Source organism: Pseudoxanthomonas spadix, assembly GCF_003703395.1.
GTDB lineage: Bacteria > Pseudomonadota > Gammaproteobacteria > Xanthomonadales > Xanthomonadaceae > Pseudoxanthomonas_A > Pseudoxanthomonas_A spadix.
The window spans coordinates 1-21,563 of record NZ_RDQN01000016.1; the positions used below are offsets into that span (position 1 = coordinate 1).

General features: G+C 64.1%; 21 protein-coding genes and 1 pseudogene. 14 read left to right on the forward strand and 8 right to left on the reverse strand.

Annotation, left to right across the window (positions count from 1 at the left end; all coding sequences use genetic code 11):
* Positions 1-662: 662 nt before the first annotated feature.
* The 11 genes from D9R12_RS14865 to D9R12_RS14915 all read left to right on the forward strand — a co-directional run bounded on the left by D9R12_RS14865 (position 663) and on the right by D9R12_RS14915 (position 14,139).
* Positions 663-881, forward strand: coding sequence for an HP1242/YdcH family protein (locus D9R12_RS14865; RefSeq protein ID WP_122231579.1), 219 nt, complete (start codon positions 663-665; stop codon positions 879-881).
* Positions 882-1,069: 188 nt separating this feature from the next.
* Positions 1,070-2,446, forward strand: coding sequence for a pyridoxal-phosphate dependent enzyme (locus tag D9R12_RS14870; RefSeq protein WP_122231581.1), 1,377 nt, complete (start codon positions 1,070-1,072; stop codon positions 2,444-2,446).
* A gap of 141 nt (positions 2,447-2,587) precedes the next feature.
* Positions 2,588-2,836 (forward strand): type II toxin-antitoxin system ParD family antitoxin, encoded by a 249-nt coding sequence (locus D9R12_RS14875; RefSeq protein WP_122231583.1) that lies wholly within the window; start codon positions 2,588-2,590, stop codon positions 2,834-2,836.
* A gap of 3 nt (positions 2,837-2,839) precedes the next feature.
* Positions 2,840-3,157, forward strand: coding sequence for a type II toxin-antitoxin system RelE/ParE family toxin (locus D9R12_RS14880; RefSeq protein ID WP_122231585.1), 318 nt, complete (start codon positions 2,840-2,842; stop codon positions 3,155-3,157).
* 237 nt (positions 3,158-3,394) lie between these two features.
* On the forward strand, positions 3,395-4,594 hold the full coding sequence (locus D9R12_RS14885; RefSeq protein ID WP_122231587.1) for a cystathionine gamma-synthase: 1,200 nt from the start codon (positions 3,395-3,397) through the stop codon (positions 4,592-4,594).
* Positions 4,591-5,385 (forward strand): ABC transporter permease, encoded by a 795-nt coding sequence (locus D9R12_RS14890; RefSeq protein ID WP_122231589.1) that lies wholly within the window; start codon positions 4,591-4,593, stop codon positions 5,383-5,385. Before D9R12_RS14885 ends, D9R12_RS14890 begins: the two co-directional genes overlap by 4 nt.
* A complete protein-coding gene (locus D9R12_RS14895; RefSeq protein ID WP_122231591.1) occupies positions 5,375-6,739 on the forward strand; it encodes an ABC transporter ATP-binding protein in 1,365 nt (454 codons plus the stop codon). The genes D9R12_RS14890 and D9R12_RS14895 overlap by 11 nt, the downstream gene beginning before the upstream one ends.
* Positions 6,736-11,025 (forward strand): glycosyltransferase, encoded by a 4,290-nt coding sequence (locus tag D9R12_RS14900; RefSeq protein WP_122231593.1) that lies wholly within the window; start codon positions 6,736-6,738, stop codon positions 11,023-11,025. The genes D9R12_RS14895 and D9R12_RS14900 overlap by 4 nt, the downstream gene beginning before the upstream one ends.
* Before the next feature lie 61 nt (positions 11,026-11,086).
* Positions 11,087-12,856: a hypothetical protein gene (locus D9R12_RS14905; protein WP_147475110.1), complete on the forward strand. Its 1,770-nt coding sequence runs from the start codon at positions 11,087-11,089 to the stop codon at positions 12,854-12,856.
* Positions 12,853-13,284, forward strand: coding sequence for a GtrA family protein (locus tag D9R12_RS14910; RefSeq protein WP_122231597.1), 432 nt, complete (start codon positions 12,853-12,855; stop codon positions 13,282-13,284). Before D9R12_RS14905 ends, D9R12_RS14910 begins: the two co-directional genes overlap by 4 nt.
* Positions 13,285-13,290: 6 nt before the next feature.
* The gene (locus tag D9R12_RS14915; RefSeq protein WP_244671871.1) at positions 13,291-14,139 is read left to right on the forward strand and encodes a glycosyltransferase family A protein; all 849 of its coding nucleotides are present in this window, start codon (positions 13,291-13,293) and stop codon (positions 14,137-14,139) included.
* A gap of 18 nt (positions 14,140-14,157) precedes the next feature.
* On the opposite strand, the gene D9R12_RS14920 is transcribed toward D9R12_RS14915, so the two are convergent.
* From D9R12_RS14920 to D9R12_RS14940, 6 genes and pseudogenes are all read right to left on the reverse strand, one after another.
* Positions 14,158-15,114, reverse strand: coding sequence for a glycosyltransferase (locus tag D9R12_RS14920; RefSeq protein WP_122231601.1), 957 nt, complete (start codon positions 15,112-15,114; stop codon positions 14,158-14,160).
* Positions 15,111-15,803, reverse strand: coding sequence for an NAD-dependent epimerase/dehydratase family protein (locus D9R12_RS14925; RefSeq protein WP_122231603.1), 693 nt, complete (start codon positions 15,801-15,803; stop codon positions 15,111-15,113). The genes D9R12_RS14920 and D9R12_RS14925 overlap by 4 nt, the downstream gene beginning before the upstream one ends.
* Positions 15,804-15,978: 175 nt before the next feature.
* A pseudogene (locus D9R12_RS14930) lies at positions 15,979-16,443 on the reverse strand (electron transfer flavoprotein subunit alpha/FixB family protein); the annotation flags it as partial.
* 324 nt (positions 16,444-16,767) lie between these two features.
* A complete protein-coding gene (locus tag D9R12_RS15950; RefSeq protein ID WP_210538871.1) occupies positions 16,768-17,085 on the reverse strand; it encodes a hypothetical protein in 318 nt (105 codons plus the stop codon).
* Positions 17,076-17,285, reverse strand: coding sequence for a DUF4143 domain-containing protein (locus tag D9R12_RS15955; RefSeq protein WP_210538869.1), 210 nt, complete (start codon positions 17,283-17,285; stop codon positions 17,076-17,078). The genes D9R12_RS15950 and D9R12_RS15955 overlap by 10 nt, the downstream gene beginning before the upstream one ends.
* 354 nt (positions 17,286-17,639) lie before the next feature.
* Positions 17,640-18,887, reverse strand: coding sequence for an ATP-binding protein (locus tag D9R12_RS14940; protein ID WP_122231607.1), 1,248 nt, complete (start codon positions 18,885-18,887; stop codon positions 17,640-17,642).
* Between the two features lie 283 nt (positions 18,888-19,170).
* Here D9R12_RS14940 and D9R12_RS14945 point away from each other — a divergent pair, with 283 nt between their 5' ends.
* The 3 genes from D9R12_RS14945 to D9R12_RS16305 all read left to right on the forward strand — a co-directional run bounded on the left by D9R12_RS14945 (position 19,171) and on the right by D9R12_RS16305 (position 20,379).
* Positions 19,171-20,016, forward strand: coding sequence for an REP-associated tyrosine transposase (locus D9R12_RS14945; protein ID WP_122231609.1), 846 nt, complete (start codon positions 19,171-19,173; stop codon positions 20,014-20,016).
* A 63-nt stretch (positions 20,017-20,079) separates the two neighbouring features.
* Complete coding sequence (locus D9R12_RS16300; RefSeq protein ID WP_122231611.1) at positions 20,080-20,202, forward strand: MarR family winged helix-turn-helix transcriptional regulator; 123 nt, start codon at positions 20,080-20,082, stop codon at positions 20,200-20,202.
* A gap of 54 nt (positions 20,203-20,256) precedes the next feature.
* Entirely contained in the window at positions 20,257-20,379 is a 123-nt protein-coding gene (locus D9R12_RS16305) for a MarR family winged helix-turn-helix transcriptional regulator (RefSeq protein WP_122231611.1), read from the forward strand.
* 383 nt (positions 20,380-20,762) lie between these two features.
* On the opposite strand, the gene D9R12_RS14960 is transcribed toward D9R12_RS16305, so the two are convergent.
* The gene (locus D9R12_RS14960) at positions 20,763-21,050 is read right to left on the reverse strand and encodes a type II toxin-antitoxin system RelE/ParE family toxin (protein ID WP_122231613.1); all 288 of its coding nucleotides are present in this window, start codon (positions 21,048-21,050) and stop codon (positions 20,763-20,765) included.
* A 5-nt stretch (positions 21,051-21,055) separates the two neighbouring features.
* Complete coding sequence (locus D9R12_RS14965) at positions 21,056-21,532, reverse strand: hypothetical protein (RefSeq protein ID WP_014159332.1); 477 nt, start codon at positions 21,530-21,532, stop codon at positions 21,056-21,058.
* Positions 21,533-21,563: the final 31 nt, after the last annotated feature.

Genomic DNA, 21,563 nt, shown 5'->3' on the forward strand with positions numbered 1-21,563 from the left:
ACGGCAAGCCCCGCGTTTTCGTCGTCGCTCCCGAGCGATGGCAACCCCCGCAGACGGCTACCCGTTTGCCGCGCCTGCCCCCTCTCCCCCGCTCACGGGGGAGAGGGCCGGGGTGAGGGGGCATCGAGGCCAGCCCAGGTGATGAACGGCGGCACGTTCCCAAGCCGACGGCAAGCCCCGCGTTTTCGTCGTCGCTCCCGAGCGAATGGCAACATGCGGTCGATGGCCCTCGACATTCCGAGCCGATGGCGCCGTGCCAGGCCTCCAGCGAAAAGCCCCCTCTTTGCAGGCAGGCCTGCTCGAAAGAGAACGCTGGCCTTCCTGAAATTCAATTTAAATATCAGGAAGTTATTCGTTTTCTGTGGTCGCCTTCGCGGTCCGGCCGAAACCGGCTGCGCAGCTCGTCGGTTCGCGGCGCGAATGGCGCCGTGAACCCTTGTCGGCCCCCCGGGGCAGGAGTAGGGTCGTATTCCCAGGCTGGTCACCACTACCCGCCTGGACTGACGGAAGACGCCGAGCCCATGCAGCCGATACCCGACCCCCACCCCGCCAGCCGTGCACGCCCATGCCGGGCGTCGGTCCGCTATCCGGTGCTTCCCCACGCCGCGCCCCGTGCCTTTGAACCGGCCGGGGCGTTCGCATTTCAACTGAAGGAGACTCCCATGTTCGAAGGGCAACCACAGTCCGAAATCGAGGCAATGATCAAGGCCGACCCCGAGTTCAAGCAGCTCTACGAGCGCCACCGCAAGCTCGACAAGAAGGTCACCGACGCCGAACTGGGCGTCCTGCCGATTGACGAAACCAGGCTTGGACAGATGAAACGCGAGAAGCTCCTGGCCAAACAGCGCCTGCTGCGCAAGTACGACGCCGCACCGCACTGAGTTCACCGTCGCCGGTGGCGGCGCTTCCTCGTCGGATGCCGGCACCCGCGCAATTTGCAGCCATCGCCAACGGCGGCCCCCGGGCCGCCGTTGTCGTCTGTAAGTGCTGAGCGGCCGCTGCGTCTGGGCAGGCCTCGCGCGCCGCAATGCCATAATCGCTGATCCCGAACGACGAGCTGACCTCCCGCATGGCGATCCATTCCTCGGTCCTCGACCTGATCGGCCACACCCCCATCGTCAAGGCGCAGCACCTGGACACCGGTCCGTGCGCGCTGTACCTGAAGCTTGAGAGCGCCAACCCGGGCGGCTCGATCAAGGACCGCATCGGCCTGTCGATGATCACCGCGGCCGAAGCGCGCGGCCAGATCAAGCCTGGCGACACACTGGTGGAAGGCACCGCCGGCAACACCGGCCTGGGGCTGGCGCTGGTGGCCCAGCAGAAGGGCTACCGCCTGATCCTGGTGGTCCCGGACAAGATGAGCCGGGAGAAGATCTTCAACCTCAAGGCGATGGGCGCCGAGGTGCTGCTGACCCGCTCGGACGTGGCCAAGGGCCACCCCGAGTACTACCAGGACCTGGCCGCGCGCATCGCCAGCCAGACCCCGGACGCCTACTTCATCAACCAGTTCGGCAACCCGGACAATCCGGCCGCGCATGAGTTCGGCACGGGCCCGGAGATCCTGGCGCAGATGGACGGCCCGCTGGACGCCATCGTCTTCGGTTGCGGCAGCTCGGGCACCATGACCGGCCTGTCGCGCGCCTTCGCCACCGCCTCGCCGCATACCGAGCTGGTGCTGGCCGACCCGGTCGGTTCGATCCTGGCCGAGTACATCAACCAGGGCACGCTGAGCCAGAAGTCCGGCAGCTGGCTGGTGGAAGGCATCGGCGAGGATTTCCTGCCGCCGATCTCGGATTTTTCCCGGGTCAGCAAGGCCTACGCGATCCCGGACAAGGAGAGCTTTTTGACCGCGCGCGAGCTGCTGGCCAAGGAAGGCATCCTCGGTGGCTCCTCGACCGGCACGCTGCTGGCCGCAGCGCTGCGCTACTGCCGCGAGCAGACCGCGCCCAAGCGCGTGCTGGTGTTGGTCTGCGACACCGGCAACAAGTACCTGTCCAAGATGTACAACGACTACTGGATGCTGGACAACGGCTTCATCGAACGCCCGCAGCACGGCGACCTGCGCGACCTGATCCTGCGTCCGTACAGCCAGAAGGACACGGTGGTGGTCGCCCCGACCGACCTGCTGACCACCGCCTACCAGCGCATGAAGCTCTACGACGTCTCGCAGCTGCCGGTGATGGATGGCGAGAAGCTGGTCGGCATCATCGACGAGTCCGACGTGCTGCTGCACGTGTACGGCGACGAGGCGCGCTTCGGCGACCCGGTGGCCACCGCGATGGTCAGCAAGCTGGAACAGCTGGACGTGGCCTCGCCGATCGAGGCGCTGCTGCCGGTGTTCGACCGCGGCCAGGTGGCCATCGTCACCGATCGGACGAGCGACAGGTTCCTGGGCCTGATCACCCGCATCGACCTGCTGAACTATCTGCGCCGGCGCGTGCAGTAGAACCTTTCGCCTTCTCCCGCTTGCGGGGGAAGGGGCCCGGGCCGATGGAGCAAGCGGCCTGACCCAAGTGGAATCCAGGGTTGCATGCGTGCCGGGTATGTCAGAAACTGCCACGATCCAGCATACACAGTGGCGTATTCCATGCCGAACATTCATCTGACCGGCCCCATGCATGAGTATGTGCGCGGACAGATCGCGTCCGGGGCTTACGCCAATCTCAGCGAGGTCGTCCGTGCCGGCCTTCGCCTGTTGATGGAAAAGGACGGCGCACGCCAGTTCTATGCGCTCAAAGCCGACCTGGAGCGCGCCGTGGCCGATGCCGAAGCAGGGCATTTCGAGCCGTTCGATGCGTATGCCTTCGAGCCGGAAGCGTTCGAGCGTCAAGGCTGACCCATGCGGCTTTCCCGCCTGGTGCGAGCCGACCTCGAAGACATTCGCAGCCATACGGTGAAGCAATGGGGGCGGACGCAGTGGTTGGCCGACTATCGCCAGATTGTTGCCGCCTTCGAGCGCATCGATCAAGCTCCCGAGCGTGGGCGCGACCGTAGCCTGTTCGCCGAAGGAATGCGCTCGCTCAGCTGCGCCAGGCATGTCGTTTTCTACAAGCGCATTTCAACTGCGGACAATGCGCTGGTCGTGCTGCGCATCATCCATCAACAGCGCAACCTGCCAGCACTGGCGTACTACGATGACCTCGATGCGCCGGACTGATGTGGACGTGACGTCGCCGATCGATGCGGAGCTGCCGGTGTTCGACCGCGGCGGGGTGGCGATCGTGATGGATCGCGGGCAGTTCCTGGAGCGGATGGAGACGTGCGCCCAGCGTATGCGGGTCACCGTCCCTGGAGCCGATGCAGGTCCACGCGGCCGAAGTCGGCATCACCATCCTCACAGGTCCGTTCAGCCACCCCGCTGCTAGAATCCTCCCCCTCTTTCCCGGAAGTCGTCATGTCGGACCCAAGCAATCGCAGCCAGGAAGGCGCGCGTCCCCTGGCGCTGGCGACGCTCGCCATCCATGGCGGGCAGTCCCCCGATCCGAGCACCGGGGCGGTGATGCCGCCCATCTATGCCACCTCGACCTACGCCCAGCGCAGTCCCGGCGAGCATACCGGCTTCGAATACAGCCGCACCCAGAACCCGACCCGCTTTGCCTACGAGCGCTGCGTGGCCGCGCTGGAAGGCGGCAGCCGCGCTTTCGCATTTGCCTCAGGCATGGCCGCCACCGCGACCGTGCTGGAGCTGCTGGACAGCGGCGATCACGTGATCGCCATGGACGACCTGTACGGCGGCAGCTACCGATTGTTCGAGCGGGTGCGCAGGCGCAGCGCCGGGCTGGATTTCAGCTTCATCGACCTGACCGACCCTGGTGCGTTCGAAGCGGCGATCACGTCGAAGACAAAGATGGTCTGGATCGAGACCCCGACCAACCCGATGCTGAAGATCGTGGACATCGCCGCGATCGCCGCGATCGCGCGCAAGCACGGCCTGCGGGTGGTGGTGGACAACACCTTCGCCTCACCGATGCTGCAGCGGCCCTTGTCGCTGGGCGCCGACATCGTGGTGCATTCGGCCACCAAATACCTCAACGGCCACTCGGACATGGTCGGCGGCATCGCCGTGGTCGGCGCGGACGCCGAACTGGCCGAACGCCTCGCCTTCCTGCAAAACTCCGCGGGGGCCGTCCAGGGCCCGTTCGACAGCTTCCTGGCGCTGCGCGGCCTCAAGACCCTGCACCTGCGCATGCAGGCGCACTGCGACAACGCCCTGGCGCTGGCGCAGTGGCTGGAAACCCAGCCGGCCGTGTCGAAAGTGATCTACCCCGGCCTGGCCTCGCACCCGCAGCATGCACTGGCTGCCAGGCAGATGACCGGCTTCGGCGGCATCATCTCCTTCGAACTCAAGGGCGGCGCAGCTGCCGCCAAGACCTTTTGCGAGGAAACGAAATTGTTCACCCTGGCCGAATCCCTGGGCGGCGTGGAAAGCCTGGTCAACGTGCCCGCGCTGATGACCCATGCCTCCATTCCCGCTGAACGCCGCGCGCGGCTTGGCATCAGCGATGGGCTGGTGCGGTTGAGTGTGGGGGTGGAGGCGTTGGATGACCTGCGGGCAGACATGGATGGGGCGCTTATGGAGGAGGCTTCACGGTGAGTCTGCTGTCGGTATTCGGTCGCCACCGTTCGCTGGCCTTCGAATTAACACAGCGTGAAATCTTGGGCCGCTATCGTGGAGCGAGCTTTGGCCTGCTGTGGTCTCTGATCAGTCCGTTCCTGATGCTGCTGGTTTATACGCTGGCGTTCGGATTCATCATGAAGAGTCGCTGGCCGAATACGAGCGGGTCGACCTCGGAGTTCGCACTGATCCTGTTCGCCGGCCTGACCGTGCATGGCTTCTTTGCAGAATGCTTCACGCGAGCCCCCAAGCTGATCGTTGGAAACGCGGCCTATGTCAAGCGCGTTGTCTTCCCTCTCGACATCCTGGCTTGGAGCATGGCGTTCTCAGCCTCTTTCCACCTGCTGATGAACATCTTGGTGCTGTTGGCGTTGCAGTGGTTCTGGGGAGGCCAACTGCATATGACTGCGCTGCTGCTACCGATGGTGCTGCTGCCTCTGGTTATCCTCACAGTCGGAGTGAGTTGGATGGTGTCCGCACTCGGGGTCTACTTGCGGGACATTGATCAGATCGCCGGCGTCATTGCCGCGGCGATGTTGTTTCTTTCGTCAGCCATCATCCCCGTTGAAGCGGTTCCGGAAAGCTATCGGGCGGTGTTCGAGCTTAATCCCCTGACTTTCGTCATCGACCAAGTGCGCGAGGTCGTCATCTGGGGTCGTGTTCCAGATTGGGCGGGACTGGGTATGTACTCGCTCGTGGCTTGCGGGGTTGCGGTCTTGGGGTACTCGGTCTTCCAGAAGTTGCGTGTGGGCTTCGCCGATGTGCTCTGATTCGTCCATCGCGCAGGGTGATCTGGCAATCTCGATCAAAGGGGTCGGCAAGTCCTATCACATGTATGAGCGGCCGGCGCATCGACTGTGGCAGGCACTGCTTGGCAAGCGCAAGACGTTCTACAAGGACTTTTGGGCGCTGCAGGACATCAGTTTCGACATCCGCCGTGGGGAAACCGTTGGCATCGTCGGGCGCAATGGGTCGGGTAAGTCCACGTTGTTGCAGATGATTGCAGGCACGCTCAATCCGACCCAGGGCGCAATTTCTGTCAAGGGGCGCGTAGCGGCGCTGCTTGAACTGGGAAGCGGCTTCAACCCAGAGTTCACCGGGCGCGAGAATGTCTACCTCAATGCTGCCATTCATGGTTTGAAGCGCGAACAGATTGACGCGCGGATGCAAGGCATTCTGGAGTTTGCGGACATCGGTGAGTTCATCGATCAGCCGGTACGCAGCTATTCGAGCGGCATGTCGGTCCGGCTTGCTTTCGCCGTTATAGTTCACGTGGACGCAGACATCCTGATCATCGATGAGGCGCTGGCGGTCGGCGATGCGTTCTTCTCGCAGAAGTGCATGCGCTTTCTGCGTGATTTTCAGCGCAAGGGAACCTTGTTGTTTGTCAGTCACGACGCGGCAGCAGTAGCCAATCTGTGCGAGCGCGCTGTCTGGCTTGAAAATGGGCGAATCCGACTTGTTGGCAGCTCCCAGGAGGTCATCGAGGCCTATATGACTGAGCAGCACATCGCCGCTAGGCGCGAAGCTGGCGAGCACCTTGACATCAAGGTCAAGGCGGCGCGCTTGCTCTCCGAGGATGTGAAAGACGTCAGACTCGATGCGATGCGTGATGCTGGAGTATGCAATCGCATCGCGCTGTTCGAGTTCAATCCGGATAATGTAGGCACCGAGTTCGGCGCCAGGGGGGCGCATATCATCGATGTCTGCCTGCTCGATCTCGAAGGGCAGCGCTTGGCTGTATCTGAAGGCGGCGAGTTGGTCCGGCTGCAGGTGACCGTGGAGTTGCTGCAGTCCATGCGCGATCTGATCGTCGGGTTCTACGTGAAGGACCGGCTGGGCCAGCGGCTCTTTGGTGACAACACCTTCTTCAGCTATCGGAACTCTCCCCTGTCCGGAGAAAAAGGCCAGCATTTGCGTGCGAGCTTCACCTTCCGCATGCCGATCATGCCCTCAGGTTCGTACATGATCGACGCGGCAGTGGCATGCGGTGATCAGCACGAGCATACCCAGCAGCACTGGATTCATGACGCCTTGGAGTTCCGGGCGATCGACGAGACGATGCGCCACGGACTGGTTGGCCTACCCATGCTGGCCATTGAAGCCCAAGTGGAAGCACCATGATCGACTTCACCGGTGAACGCTTCGTCCCTAGCGAGTCTGGCGAACTGGCTTACGAGCATTGGCACCGCTATGCGTGGTGCCGCGAAGTGGTCAGGGGGCGAAAGGTCCTGGATATCGCCTGCGGCGAAGGTTATGGGTCCGCACTCCTTGCCGGCACGGCGGCCCGGGTGTCTGGGGTCGACATCTCGCCTGAGGCGATTGCCCATGCGCGAAAGACTTATAGCGGCGTCGGAAATGTGGATTTCCACGTGGCCAGCGCTACGTCCATTCCGTTCGAAGCAGACACTTTTGAGGTGATCGTGTCGTTCGAGACGGTGGAGCACCTGATGGAGCAGGAGGAAATGCTGGCGGAGCTGCGCAGGGTGCTCAAGCCCGACGGTATCCTGATCATGTCTTCGCCAAACCGGGCTGTCTATTCGGACGATCGCAACTACGCCAATGAGTTCCACGTAAGGGAGTTGTATTTCGATGAATTCGCGGAATTGCTTGGCCGTGAATTCCCTGCGGTCAATTACTACGGTCAGCGCATGGCGTCTGGATCGTTGGTGCTACCGGTTCAGGGTGAGCGGACCTCGTATGAGGCGTTCACGTCTTCGCCTGAGGGCGTGGCCGAAGGGACGGTCGAAGCAAATCGCATCATGTACTTTCTTGCAATCTGCGCCGCCGATGCCACGTTGATTCCGGAGATGCCCGCTTCCCTGTATATCGATAAGACCGTCGATCTGTACGCACACCATAAGGAAGTCGCCCGCTGGGCGCAGAAGGTCGATGCCGAGCTGGAACAGACCCGGGCGCTTGTGGGGGCGACGCAGCGTGAGCATCAAGATGCTGTGGCGTGGGCTTTGCGCCTAGATGCAGAGCTTGGCCCGGCCCGGGACCTGATTGCCAAGCAACAATTGGAACTGGACGAGCGCGCCGAGTGGGCCAAGGGCCTGGAGGACGAACTGGGCCGCTCCGCCCAGCGGAACGCCGAATTGGAGGCGCTGCTGTCCGAACGCACCGCGTGGGCGCGCGGGCTTGAAGAGGAAGCCCAGTCACTGCGGGAGGCGCTGGCGAGCCGCGCCCACCAGGCTGATCTGGAGCTTGAGGAACGCACCCTGTGGGCGCGCAACCTGGAGGCCCAGGTACAGGCCCTGAGGGAGGAAAAAATCCAGCTGCAGCGCCTGCACACCGATTCGCAGGCGCAGGTGCAGGCCCTTGACCTGCAGCTCCAACAAGCCGGCCGCGAGCTGGACCGCGTTAACGGTGAACTGGAACAGCGCACCGCATGGGCGCGTGGGCTTGAAGGGGAGGCCCAGTCACTGCGGGAGGCAATGGCGAGCCGTGCCCATCAGGCTGATCTGGAGCTTGAGGAACGTACCCTGTGGGCGCGCAATCTCGATGCCCAAGTGCAGGCCCTGAGGGAGGAAAAAATCCAGCTGCAGCGCCTGCACACCGATTCGCAGGCGCAGGTGCAGGCCCTTGACCTGCAGCTCCAACAAGCCGGCCGCGAGCTGGACCGCGTTAACGGTGAACTGGAACAGCGCACCGCATGGGCGCGTGGGCTTGAAGGGGAGGCCCAGTCACTGCGGGAGGCAATGGCGAGCCGTGCCCATCAGGCTGATCTGGAGCTTGAGGAACGCACCCTGTGGGCGCGCAATCTCGATGCCCAAGTGCAGGCCCTGAGGGAGGAAAAGATCCAGCTGCAGCGCCTGCACACCGATTCGCAGGCGCAGGTGCAGGCCCTTGACCTGCAGCTCCAACAAGCCGGCCGCGAGCTGGACCGCGTTAACGGTGAACTGGAACAGCGCACCGCATGGGCGCGTGGGCTTGAAGGGGAGGCACAGTCGCTGCGGGAGGCGCTGGCGATCAGCGCTGGTGAAGCTCGCGAAGCTGCAGAGCTGGCGCAGACGCGGGAGCAGGAGGCGCAGGCGTTGCGTCAGGACCTGATGTCCATGGTGCAGTCGCTGCAGGCGTTGCAGCAAAGGCATTCTGAGGCTTCAGAGCACGCTGCCCAGGACATTGATTCGCTGCAAGCGCAACTGAACCTGCGCGAAGAGGCACTCAGGTCCCAGCAGCAGCACCTTGCGCACGTCGAAGGCGTTCTGGCGCAAGTGCTGCAGTCGCATTCGTGGCGCTGGACCAAGCCAGTCCGCGGGCTTTCAAGGGCGCTGCGTGGGGACTGGGCGGCGCTGGCACATGCCGCACGCGGCAGCCGCTGGGCCAACAGCCCTGCACTGTCGTTCCTGCGGCCGTGGGGCAAGCGCATGGTGATGGAAGCCCAGCGTGCTCCGATGCTGCGCGTGGAAGCCCCCGATGCGCAGGGTGATGTCGATCTTGCCGGTCTGGAATTTTCCGTGGCGCCTTCGCCGGATGTATCCATCATCATTCCAGCCTATGGAAACCTGCCTTACACCACGCAATGCCTGCGCTCCATTGCCGAGCACCTGCCGGTGGCCTCCGTCGAAGTGGTCGTCATCGAGGATGCCTCCGGGGACAGCGCCATCGAGCGGCTTGCCGAGGTTCCAGGACTGGTTTATCACCGTAACCAGACCAACCTGGGATTCCTGCGCTCGTGCAATGCCGCCGTGGCCCTTTCCAGGGGGCGTTACGTCTACCTGCTCAACAATGACACGCAGGTCACGCACGGCTGGCTGGATGCATTGCTTGAGGTGTTTGCAAGCAAAGCCGACGCCGGCCTGGTGGGCTCCAAGCTGGTCTATCCGGACGGACGCCTGCAGGAAGCCGGCGGCATCGTATGGAAGGATGGCAGCGCCTGGAATTTCGGGCGGCTGGATGATCCCGGCCGCCCGCAATACGGCTACCTCAAGCAGGTCGATTATGTGTCGGGCGCCTCCATCATGCTGCCGCGCACGGTGTGGGAAGCGCTGGATGGATTCGACGAGCGCTACGTCCCTGCCTACTATGAGGACACCGATCTTGCTTTCCGTGTCCGGGAAGCCGGGTGGCAGGCGTATCTGCAGCCGGCTTCGGTCGTCGTGCACTTCGAGGGCGTTTCCAACGGAACCGACGAGGCTGCCGGGATCAAGGCCTATCAAAAGATCAACGCCGAGAAGTTCATGGAGCGCTGGCGGGGCGTGCTGGAAAGCGGCCACTTCCCCAATGCCGAACACGTGTTTCTCGCGCGCGATCGCGCGCAGTTCCGCGGCCAGACAGTACTCGTCGTGGATCATTACGTGCCGCAGCCGGACCGGGACGCAGGTTCACGTGCCACCATGCAGGTTATCGAGCTTCTTGTCACGCATGGTTTCAACGTCAAGTTCTGGCCGGCCAACCTCTACTACGACCCGCTTTACACGCCGGCCTTGCAGGCCATGGGCGTTGAGGTCATCCACGGCGGCGAACATGTGGGTAAGTTCGATCGCTGGATGCAGGAAAACGGCACATACATAAAGGCGGTCATCCTGAATCGTCCGCATATTTCAGTGGAATGCCTGGATGCGGTGCGCGCGCACTGCGATGGGCGGCTGATCTATTACGGGCACGATATCCACCATCTGCGCATGCAGCAGCAGTTGCGCCTGTTGCCCGACCCAAAATTGCAGGAAGAGATGGAGCGGGTGCGCCAGCAGGAGCTGCAGATGTGGGCGGCAGCGGACGTGGTGCTGTATCCGTCCGATGAGGAAGCCGCCTTCGTCGCGGCCTGGCTGCAGGAGCACGGGGCTTGCGCCCATGCAATGACCGTCCCGCTCTATGGATACTCGGAAGTCACGGCAGATCCCGGTGAAGCGCTCTCCTCGCGCCGCGACATCCTCTTTGTCGCAGGCTTCGGGCATCCACCCAATGTCGATGCCGCGCGCTGGCTGGTGCACGAGATTCTTCCCCTGGTGCGCCAGCGCCACCCTGCGGTGCAGTTGCACCTGGTCGGTTCCAATCCGGCGCCAGAGGTGCAAGCCCTGGCCTGTGATCACGTCCACGTCTCAGGATATGTGAGCGATGAGGTCCTGGCCGCCTACTATGCGCAATGCAGAGTGGCCACGGCGCCTTTGCGCTTTGGCGGCGGCATGAAGGGCAAGGTGCTTGAAAGCATGCGCCATGGGCTGCCGATGGTGACCACGCCGGTTGGGGTGCAAGGGCTTGCGGCTGCTGAATTTCTGCCGCACTCGGAAGATCCTGCCGTGCTCGCGGAGGAGATTTCGAGCCTGCTGGTCGATGACGGGCGATGGCAAGCAGTGTCCAGGGCTTCCATCGCCTTTATCGCCAACAATTATTCTGTGCCGGCCCTGTGGCGGGTGTTGCACGCTTCGCTGCACCAGGCGGGATCGGAGGGGGCTGGACATGATTGAGGAAGCTCGCGCCTCCGGCATGGACCCGGCCCCAGCCCCGGCGGCCCAGGCTGCGCGTGCCATGGCCATTCTGTTGGCGATCTGTGTGGCGGCGTTCTGCTGCCTGCACGTGTTGTATCTGCAGCGTGCGATGCCCGATGTTCCATACATGGACACGCTGCGCGTGCTTGCCCTTCTGGCTGGTTGGGAGCAAGGGCGTGTCTCGCTGCCGGAGCTGTGGGGCCTGGGCAGCGCGCACCAGGGGCTGATTAATCAGTTTTTGATCTACGCAAACGTCGAGCTCCTTCATTACAACGCGCTCTGGGCCAATCGCCTGACAACGCTTGCCATCGCCTTGGTCGCGCTGCTGATCGGGCTTGACGTGGTTGCTGATTATCGGAAAACGGCGGGACCGACCATCCGCGCCGGATGGCGCTTTGCATGGGTGATCTTCCTCGTCCTGATCCCCGTGCAGCTTTTCAGCGGTGCGGGATACGAGCTGTTCACGCTGGATCTTGGCCTTTCGCTCTGGATCAAGAATGGACTGATCGTTCTGTACTACGTCCTGCACTCTCGCTACGTGGGCCTGGTCGGCGCCGGCCGGGGTGGCAGCTGGCTGGGCCTGGCGCTCTCGCTGATGGGCCCGATACTGGTCCTCATGGTGACGATGGGCTGGGGGGGGGCATTCGTGCTCGGCGCCACGCTTCAGGTCCTGGCCGGGGCCGGATTCTGGCGAAGGCGCGCCGACGATGGGCGAGGCATGGTGCGGCCCGTTCTGCTGCTCTGGCTTTCGTTGGCCGTCTACGTGGCGGTCAGCCTGCTGGGCCGCGGCCGGGGCGAGTTGGTGAAGGCTGGGTCGGGCGTATCCCCGGGCGAACTGCTTCCCTTGGTCGCCGCCTCGCTGGGATCCTCGGTGCTCCCTCCGGGGCTGGCCGGCGCCTGGAACCTGTCGCCTGGCTGGATCCAGGCGACGGGGCTTGCGATGTTGGTGGTCGCCCTGTGCAGCGTCGCGGTGATGGCGTGGAAGCATGTTTGCCTGAGCGATACCGTGCCGCTTGCACTGCTCGCCTATGCCGGAGTGACCTCGCTGTCCCTGGCGATCGGGCGCGCAGGCGACGGGCTTGATGGCGTCATGGCATCGCGGTACTACCTGGACCTGGTGCTCTTCCCGATCGGACTTGCGTGGCTGCTCCTTGTCCTGGTGGGGCCGCGTGGCGGCCGGGCGGCGGCAATGGCCATAACGACGGGTTTGGTCCTGACGCTTGGCCTGCAGGCCCAGATCCATCGCAATGAGTGGCGTACGGCGCCCTATCGTGCCGACGTGTTCCGGGGCATGAAGCAAGCCTTGTTGGCGGGCGTTCCTGATCCAGAGGCGGCGTCGCTGCTGCAGGCGCCGCTCCAGGACGCCCGCGCGGCAGGCATGGTCATGCAGGAAGAGCATCTTGGGCCGTTCCACGGCCTGGGCCAGCGGCGGTGCGAGCCTGCGGCGTTGCGGTTCGCGCAAGGATGGTTTGCAGAAGAACCGCAGGGACGATGGATCGGACTCGAGGCGCAGCTGCTGGTGCCGGCTTGTCCATGCAATCTCAGGGCCGACCTCTACATTCCACCAGGATTTCCCGAGCGCCAGCTCGTGGCGAGGTCCGAAGGGCGCGATGTCCAGTCGGTCCGCCTCGCGCCGGGCGAGCGTGCGACGCTGGACGTGGCCCTTTCCGGAAGGCCCCTGCAATTGACGCTCGTGACCGACAAGGCCACCCAGCCTTCCGCGCTGGGACTGGGCGCTGACCAGCGCAGGCTTGGTGCGCTGGTGGGTCCGCTTTCGTTTGCCTGTCCGGCGATCCAGGTCCAGCCATGAGCCGCCTCGACTGGATGTCCCCCGGCGCATCCGGTCCGCTTCAGCGGCTGGTCCGCGACCAGCGCATCCTGTTCCTGATCGTGGGGGGCGGGAATACGTTGTTCAGCACGCTTCTCTATGCAGGCCTGGTGCTGCTGCTGGGGCCGCAGGTTCCAGCGGTTGTCAGCTTGTTGCTGGCGTGGGTCGCTTCGGTCGTGCTGGTCTTTTTTGTCTATCGGAAACTGGTTTTCCGGATCAAGGGAAATGGGTGGCGTGACTTTGTCCGATTTTGCTCGGTCAATGTTGCAAGTCTCGCTATCAATGCCGGCCTGTTGGTGCTCCTTGCCGACTTCATGCGCCTGCCTCCCATTCCGACACAGGTGGGGATCACAGGGTTGGTCGTCCTATTCAACTATTTTGGGCACAAGTATTTTTCCTTTCGCAGGTAGCCTTCATTGAGTACTGTCCCGGCATCGGTGCCGCGTGTGTCGGTCGTGGTTCCCGCGTACAACAACGCTGCGTTCATTGCGGCCACGCTCGACGCCATCCTGGCGCAGGACTACGGCGATTTCGAACTGGTCATCGCCGACCACTCATCCGCCGATGGCACCCAGGCGGTCATTGACCGTTACGCGTCGGACCCGCGCGTGCGCATCCTGCCGCCGACGCCTGCAGGCGGTGGCGCCCCTGCGAACTGGTCCAGAGTCAGCGCGCATGCGCGGGGCGAGTTCATCAAGCTGGTCTGCGGCGATGACCTGCTCGCGCCGCAGGCGCTGCGATTGCAGGTGGCGGCCTTTGATGCCCATCCGGGGGTCACGGCCGTGTCCTGCCAGCGCGACCTGATCGATGCCTCGGGCCGAGTGATCATGCGTGGGCGGGGACTGGCAGGTCTGCAAGGCGTGGTGGAAGGACGCCAGGCCGTGCGTGCCTCGGTGCTGGCCGGAACGAACATCTTCGGCGAGCCGGGCTGCGTGCTGATGCGGCGCGATGTGTTCGAGCGGCAGGGAGGGTGGGACAGCCGTTTCCCGTACCTGATCGACCAGGCCAGCTACACGCGGGTGATGCTGCAAGGTCAGGTGGTCGCCTTGCGCCAGACTCTGGCGAGCTTTCGCATCAGCGCGACCCAGTGGAGCGTGAAACTGACCCGGCAGCAGGCCGAGCAAGCGATCGGTTTCCATCGGGAGCTGCATCGACAGCATCCGGGCCTGTTGACCTCGTTCGAGCTGGCGGTGGGTAACGGGCGCGCCTGGGCGATGGCCCATACTCGGCGCCTGGCCTATGCCTGGTTGAAACGCCGGATGTGAGGCGCACGCTCGTTCTTCTCAACTGGCCTGGTCTGGCTCGGGCCCGTCGAGATTGACCTTCTTGCCGATCACGAACTGCGGCCGCTTGTTGACATTGAGCAGGATGCGTCCGGTGTATTCGCCGATCGCCCCCAGCGCAAGCAGCTGCATGCCACCGACGAACAGCACCGTGACGATGAGCGATGGCCATCCCACCGCCATGTCCGGCGTCATCACCTTGCCCACCGCGACCACCGTGGCCAATAGAAAGGCAATGATCGACGCGGCGATGCCGGCGAAGGACACCAGGCGCAGCGGCGCGATCGAGAAGCTGGTGGCCATCTGCAGCCACAGCGAGATCGACTTGCGCAGGCCGTAACCCGACTTGCCGTCGCCACGGGCATGGTGCCTGGCCACGATGGTGGTGATGTCGCTGGTGCTTTGCAGCAACAGGCCATCCAGATAGACAAACGGTCCTTCGTAGCGGGTAGCCTCATCGCGGATCTCCCGACGGAAGCCGCGGAAGGGAGACAGATACAGCCCGCGCGGCTTCTTCAGCAGGCGGCTGGCCACTAGATCGTTGAACGCGCTCCCCAGTCGTTTCCACACTACGTGTTGGCGCGACTCGAACTGCACGTAGCACAGGTCGGCGTGCTCGAGGGCCTCGAGGATGCGCGGGATGTCGTCGGGGTCGTGCTGCAGATCGTCGTCCATGGTGACGATGGAGCGGCCACGCGCCACGCTCAGCCCGGCCATGATGGCGTTGTGCTGGCCGGCGTTCTTGCGCAGCTCGATCGCACGCAACCAAGGCCGGCTCTGGCCAAGCGCCTCGATCACGGCCCAGGCATTGTCGGGGCCGCGGTCGTGGACCAGGACCACCTCGAAGGCATCTGGGCCGACGCAGGCGGAAAGCGACTTCTCAAGGCGCTCGGCCAAGCTGGGTAGGATGGTGGCACTCCCGTAGACGGGGATGACGACGGAGACGGCAGGATTCATGGCGTCGGGGCGTAGTATTTTTCGATGAGCGAGGCAGTGTAGTCCTCGCGGTCCATGTTCAGGCCGAGCAACGCGGCGACCTGCGAGGCACGGGCGATGTCCACGTGCATCTGGTCGCCACGATCCTCTTCGCTGACCTTGGCCTTGCGCCCAAGGGTGTCCTCAAAAAGGCGCACGATCTGCGGCATGGAGCGCGAATGGGGCGTGGCGATGGAGACACAGCGCTCGTCGGCTGGTGCATTGAGGATCAACCAGGTGCCGATGGCCACCACGTCATCGATATCGATCAGGTTGCGCTGGGCCCGGGTCCAGATCGTGAACGGCTCCCCGGCCACGATACGGTCGCGCAGGAAATTGGTCAGCGTGTGCGGGTTCGGGGTATGGCCGACCACCTGGGGAAGACGCAGCACCAGTCCACCCGGGATGGCCGTCACCAGCCGCTCCATGGCCCGCTTGTGCTCAAAGTAGGTGCTCAACTGTGCAGGATTGGCGACATTGCAACTGCCGAAGTACACCAGGCGCGCCGGACCGGCGGCAATGGCAGCCTGCAGAAGTTCGCGCTCCCGAGCGAAGGCCTCTAGCGAGGACTCACTGGAGTTGGACACGCCCGACGCAAACAGCGTGACGTCTTGCGCGTTGTGGAAATGGGGCGCAAACGCGCGAGCCAGAAGGCCGGAGCCGATAATCATGAGGGGGCACAAGACTCGCGGGAAGCCACTGGCCTGCTGCGCAGGACGAGCGCGGTGGGGGGGCTGCTCTGCCAGTCCCCCACCTTGCGCCACGCGCACGCCCCCGTTGGCGGGGCAGGGCGAGCTAGACTGATCATGATGGCGTCACGCCGCGCCGCGGGCAGGCACCACACGCTCAGGACAGCGCCGCTTCCAGCTCCGGCAGCAGCTGGAACAAGTCCCCCACCAGCCCGATATCGGCAATCTCGAAGATCGGCGCGTCGGGGTCCTTGTTGATCGCCACGATGGTGCCGGCGTCCTTGATCCCGGTCAAATGCTGGATGGCGCCGGAGATGCCGATGGCCATGTACAGCTCGGGCGCGATGATCTTGCCGGTCTGTCCGACCTGCAGCTCGTTCGGCACGTAGCCGGCGTCCACCGCCGCGCGTGAGGCACCGACCGCGGCGCCGAGCTTGTCGGCCAGCTTGTGGATGATCTCGAAGTTCTCCTTCGAACCCACCCCGCGGCCGCCGGAGACCGCACGCCTGGCGCCCTGCAGGTCGGGACGGTTGGACTTGCCGGCGGCCAGGCCGACGAAGCGGGTGTGCGAGGGCAGGGTCATGTCGCTGCTCGGCGCCTCGATCGGGGCGGCGCTGCCGGCGCCGCGGTTCGACGTGACGTGCTGTGCACCCCGACACTGTTCGGCGATGGTCAGACTCTTGCTCACTGCATTGCTCCGTTTTTCCGAACCCTCTCGCGAGAAGGGCGACGTTTACCAACTGCCAGTGGGGGGGATTATGTCATCTCGAACGTGTTCGCGGGGCGGCGTGGCCGGGAAGGCTGTCGCGTTCCTATGGACCCCGACGGCGAAATGGTGACCCCGAGGTGTGCCTGAGACGATGAAAGGCCACTGCCAAACCAAAGATGCCGCGAAGCAGGTTCGGCACGTAGAGATTGGGCAAGAGACGAATGGCACTTGAGCTGGTCATCCTCGCGAAAGCGAGGATCCGGTGCCTCTGGTAGCTCGCGAAAGGCCGAAGTCACTGGATTCCTGCTTTCGCAGGAATGACGAAATACATGGCTTTGCGCTTATGTAAGTGCCATTCGGGCAAGAGGCTACCTCGTACATGCCGCACAGCCGCGCCAGGGGCACGGCCAGGCAATGATCGACGTCGCGCTTGATGGTGCTGCCACCTGCGTGCAGTACCACGCCGCCCTTGAAGGCATCGCCGCACTGCTCGGCCAGCCGGCGCAGGCCGCGGCCGTCGGCGGGCGCGACGGTGGCAGTCGCCTTCACTTCCACGCCCCAGATATCGCGCCCCAGGTGACGACCAGGTCCACTTCCACCTGATCCTTGGCGCGGCAATGCCAGAAGTTGAGCTCCGGCGCAGTCCAGCCCGCTTGCGCGCGCAGCTGCTGAACCACGAAGGATTCCAGCAGATGTCCGAAGCGTTCGCGTCGGGCAATCGCATCCTCGGCCGTGAGGCCGGAAAGGGTGGCCACAGGCCGCTGTCCACCAGGTGCACCTTGGGCGTCTTGATCAGGCGCTTGGCGCGGCACCGGACCTGCGCACCACCCGCAGCGCGGGGCTTCCCAGTCGCGGTGCCGGAATGGTCTGCGGGATCGCCAGCCATACCTCGAGCGGTGCCTGGGCGCTGATCCCGTGCAGGCACAGCGCCGACAGCAGGCACACCACCCCGCGGTACGCGAAGCGCCACCTCGGCCAGCGAACGCTGCGCGCTTATCGCCCGCTGCGGCAGGCTGTACACCCCGCGTGTCACCCGTTGCAGCTTGCGCGCCGCCACCAGCCGGCTCATCGCCATCGTCGGCAGCCCTCGCTGCGCAACAGATAGTCCATCATTTGTTCTTCCAGAGCGCACGCAACGGCACCGCAAACAGGCCATCGCCAAAGCTGGCGCAGGTTTCTCCGTCGTACAGCACCACGCCAGCGGCGAAGCGCTTGCCTGCCGCGTCGCGCAGCTTGCGCAGGCCGCGGAAGTCGCTGGCTGTGACTGTTGCCGAGGCCTTGACTTCCACGCCGGCCACGGCGCGCGCGCCTTGTTCGATGACGATGTCCACTTCGGCCATGTCCTTGTCGCGGTAGTGGTAAAAAGCGAGCGAGGGATCATGCCAACTGGCCTGGCGGCGCAGTTCCTGGTACACGAAGGTTTCCAGCAAGTGCCCCAGCAAGGAGCGATCGGCCGCCAGTGCGGTGGCATCGACGCCCAGCAATGCGCAGGCCAGTCCGGTATCGCCCATGTGCAGTTTGGGTGTTTTCACCAGACGGCTGACCCGGTTGCTGTGCCATGGCGGCAGACGCTCAAGCAAGAACACTCGCTCCAGCAGCGTGACGTAATCACCGATGGTGGGGCGGCTGAGCTGGAACGGAGCAGCCAGGTCGCTCAGGTTGAACAATTGCGCCGTTTGCGCCGCAGCCAACGCCAGCAGGCGTGGCAGCGCTTCCAGCGCGCTGATGCGGGCCAGGTCGCGCACGTCGCGCTGCACAATGGCTTCGAGGTAGTCGCGGTACCAGGCGGCGCGCCGGCGCCCTTGCGGTCGCGCCAACGCGGCGGGATAGCCGCCGGCGGCGATCCGTGCGGCGAGTTCATCAGCCAGGCGTGGGTAAGTGCGGGTCTTGAAGCCGGCGGCGAACAAGGTGTCGAGGAATCGCGATGGCTGACGATCCAACTCGCATTGTGCCAGTGGATGCAGGCGCAGGATGGCCATACGGCCAGCCAGCGAATCGGCCAGCGTGGGCAGCAGCAAGACGTTGGCCGACCCGGTCAGCAGGAAGCGTCCGGGCGTGCGGTCGCGGTCCACCGCCACCTTCAACGCGGCAAACAGCGCCGGCACGCGCTGCACCTCGTCCATGATCACGCGTGGCGGGAGATCGCCCACGAAGCCAGTCGGATCCGCCTCAGCGGCGGCGCGGGCTACATCGTCATCGAAGCTGATGTACGCATAACCCATGGGGTTGCCGACCACCTGTGCCAGCGTGGTCTTGCCGCACTGTCGCGGCCCGTGGATCAGCACGACCGGGGAGTCGGCCAGGGTCTCGACGAGAACCGGCTGGGCAAGCCGCGGGTAGAGAGCAGGCTCAGGCATCGGCCCATTGCAAGTTTCTGTGTAGGCTGATTGCAACCTTCATGGTCGGCTGATTGCAACCTTTTAGTTCGGCTGATTGCAAGGATAGCATGCGGGCGACTGCCATCCGCCACATCACCTGCGACCAGCATCGTGCAGGATTCCGATCCAACTGGCCGCGCAGGTTTTCGCCTGGCTCACCGTGCTTTGCTGTGGGGGGCGGCTTCAGTCACGATGCTTTCTGGAGACTCAGGGTCAGGTCTTTCATCTTGCGTTCGATGAGCGCAAGGCGTAGGTTCCGAGCATGGCTCGACCGCTACGCATCGAATTCGCAGGCGCGCTGTATCACATCACTTCACGGGGTGATCGGCGCGAGGCCATCTATCTCGATGACGCCGACCGCGCGGGCTTCCTGGATGTGTTTGCCGAGGTCTGCGACCGCTTCAACTGGGTGTGTCACGCCTACTGCCTGATGAGCAATCACTACCACCTGCTGGTGGAGACCAACGCACCCACGCTGGGCCAGGGCATGCGCCAGTTGAACGGGGTGTATACGCAACGCTTCAATCGCCGGCATGGCCGCGTGGGGCATGTCTTCCAGGGGCGCTACAAGGCCATTCTGGTGCAGAAAGACGGCTACCTGCTGGAGCTGGCGCGTTACATCGTGCTGAATCCGGTGCGCGCCGGCATGGTGCGCTCGGCCCGGGACTGGCCCTGGAGCAGCTACCGCGCCACGGCCGATGGCAATGGCCAACCCGCATGGCTGCACGCGAAGTGGCTGCTGTCCGCGTTTGGCGCCCGGCGCGGGCCCGCCCGACAGGCCTATCGGCGCTTTGTCAGCGAGGGCTGGGGACAACCGTCGCCGTGGTGCGAACTCAAGCAGCAGATGTATCTGGGCAGCGATGCGTTCGTGGAGGCCCTGCAAGCGAAGCTGGACGATGATGCGGACCTGGACGAGATTCCGGCGGCGCAACGTCGCCCGCCGCCCAAGCCGCTCGATCAATACGCGTCCGCGAACAGGCATCGCGATGAGGCCATCCTTGCCGCCTACCGCAGCGGCGGGTACAGCATGAAAGAGATCGGCGCGTACTTCGGTTTGCACTATTCGACCGTGAGCCGGATTGTCAGGGCGGGGGAGAATGCACAATGAAAGACCTGACCCTAATCCCCGCACGATCAATACGCGTCCGCGAACAGGCATCGCGATGAGGCCATCCTTGCCGCCTACCGCAGCGGCGGGTACAGCATGAAAGAGATCGGCGCGTACTTCGGTTTGCACTATTCGACCGTGAGCCGGATTGTCAGGGCGGGGGAGAATGCACAATGGAAGACCTGACCCTAATCCCCGCACGATCAATACGCGTCCGCGAACAGGCATCGCGATGAGGCCATCCTTGCCGCCTACCGCAGCGGCGGGTACAGCATGAAAGAGATCGGCGCGTACTTCGGTTTGCACTATTCGACCGTGAGCCGGATTGTCAGGGCGGGGGAGAATGCACAATGGAAGACCTGACCCGAATCCCTGCTGGGGAGAATGCACAATGAAAGACCTGACCCGAATCCTCACATGACCCGAATCCTCACACTGGTCAATCATTGTGATTGCGTCTGTCCACCGCTGGTGTAAGTCCAAAGCCCGGCAAGGCTGGCGTACGGTGGATCAGTGGGCGGCGGTGGACAGCCGCGCGGTGCGAGCACACACACTACCAGCGTGCCAGCGTAGCGCGCACTGCGTCCAACAAGGACGATCGAAGGGCTTGGACGTCGCCATTGCTGCGATCAGCATGCCGTCCAACTGCCGATTGACTCATCGGCTGATTGCACGGGAATCCAGTGGCGGGAATCGGGGCCGCACCGCCGGGTTCGCAGCCCGGCCAACCGAAGTCCGGCAGGCTCCTAGGCAACCGGCGGCCACTGTTGCGCGCCGTGCAGCACACGCCACACCTCGATGCCGGCTGCACTCTTGACGTACACAACGATGTACGGGGTGCCAGTCAGCACCCACTCGCGCGTGCCTTGTTCACGCCCCGTGCGGCCGGCGTTGGGATGGCTGGTCAGCGTGGACTCGATGCGCTGTTGCAGCTGGCCCATGAAGTCATCGGCGGTGCCTGGCCATGCCGTGTGGCCGTATTCCAGGATGTCCAACAGATCGGACTCGGCTTTGCCGCTGTACGCGATCGCCACGGCGCCTACGCCTTCCGGCGCTGCTCGCTGGCGGGCCTGGCTTGGCTCGCGTCCAGCTCACGGGCTCTGGCCCGCAGGCGTCCCCACATCACCTCGCTATCGACCAGCTCCACCGTGCCATTCTCGAGGCCGTCCCGTGCTTGGCGCACCTGAGCGCGGAACCACTTGTCGTGCTCTAGCGCCGCGTTCGCTGCGCGATTCTTCTGCGCCGTATCCGGCCGAGGCGGCCGCAAGCTACCGGCTTGGTAGTGCGTCACGTCCACATTCACGTGGTACACGCCCAGCTCGCGCAGCAGCTTGAGCGCGGTGTCAGCGGTGCTGAACATCCGCACGTCGCCGCTGCGAGTGCCGAGCGGCCGCTGTTGCATGCCGATGCTGGCCAGCAGGGCATAGCCGCCCTTCTGGCCCAGGATCGTGACGGACTTCACCGCGCCGGACGCGACCAGCTCGCGGAACGATTCGGGCTTGATTGGCTGGGACATTTCAGGCGCTACATTGGCGCTACTTTGTTTC

Bases quoted from the DNA above. Each gene is read 5' to 3' on its own strand.
- D9R12_RS14865 (WP_122231579.1), top strand. From the start codon at position 663: ATGTTCGAAGGGCAACCACAGTCCGAAATCGAGGCAATGATCAAGGCC.
- D9R12_RS14870 (WP_122231581.1), top strand. From the start codon at position 1,070: ATGGCGATCCATTCCTCGGTCCTCGACCTGATCGGCCACACCCCCATC.
- D9R12_RS14875 (WP_122231583.1), top strand. From the start codon at position 2,588: ATGCCGAACATTCATCTGACCGGCCCCATGCATGAGTATGTGCGCGGA.
- D9R12_RS14880 (WP_122231585.1), top strand. From the start codon at position 2,840: ATGCGGCTTTCCCGCCTGGTGCGAGCCGACCTCGAAGACATTCGCAGC.
- D9R12_RS14885 (WP_122231587.1), top strand. From the start codon at position 3,395: ATGTCGGACCCAAGCAATCGCAGCCAGGAAGGCGCGCGTCCCCTGGCG.
- D9R12_RS14895 (WP_122231591.1), top strand. From the start codon at position 5,375: ATGTGCTCTGATTCGTCCATCGCGCAGGGTGATCTGGCAATCTCGATC.
- D9R12_RS14900 (WP_122231593.1), top strand. From the start codon at position 6,736: ATGATCGACTTCACCGGTGAACGCTTCGTCCCTAGCGAGTCTGGCGAA.
- D9R12_RS14905 (WP_147475110.1), top strand. From the start codon at position 11,087: ATGGCCATTCTGTTGGCGATCTGTGTGGCGGCGTTCTGCTGCCTGCAC.
- D9R12_RS14910 (WP_122231597.1), top strand. From the start codon at position 12,853: ATGAGCCGCCTCGACTGGATGTCCCCCGGCGCATCCGGTCCGCTTCAG.
- D9R12_RS14920 (WP_122231601.1), bottom strand. From the start codon at position 15,114: ATGAATCCTGCCGTCTCCGTCGTCATCCCCGTCTACGGGAGTGCCACC.
- D9R12_RS14925 (WP_122231603.1), bottom strand. From the start codon at position 15,803: ATGATTATCGGCTCCGGCCTTCTGGCTCGCGCGTTTGCGCCCCATTTC.
- D9R12_RS14940 (WP_122231607.1), bottom strand. From the start codon at position 18,887: ATGCCTGAGCCTGCTCTCTACCCGCGGCTTGCCCAGCCGGTTCTCGTC.
- D9R12_RS14945 (WP_122231609.1), top strand. From the start codon at position 19,171: ATGGCTCGACCGCTACGCATCGAATTCGCAGGCGCGCTGTATCACATC.
- D9R12_RS14965 (WP_014159332.1), bottom strand. From the start codon at position 21,532: ATGTCCCAGCCAATCAAGCCCGAATCGTTCCGCGAGCTGGTCGCGTCC.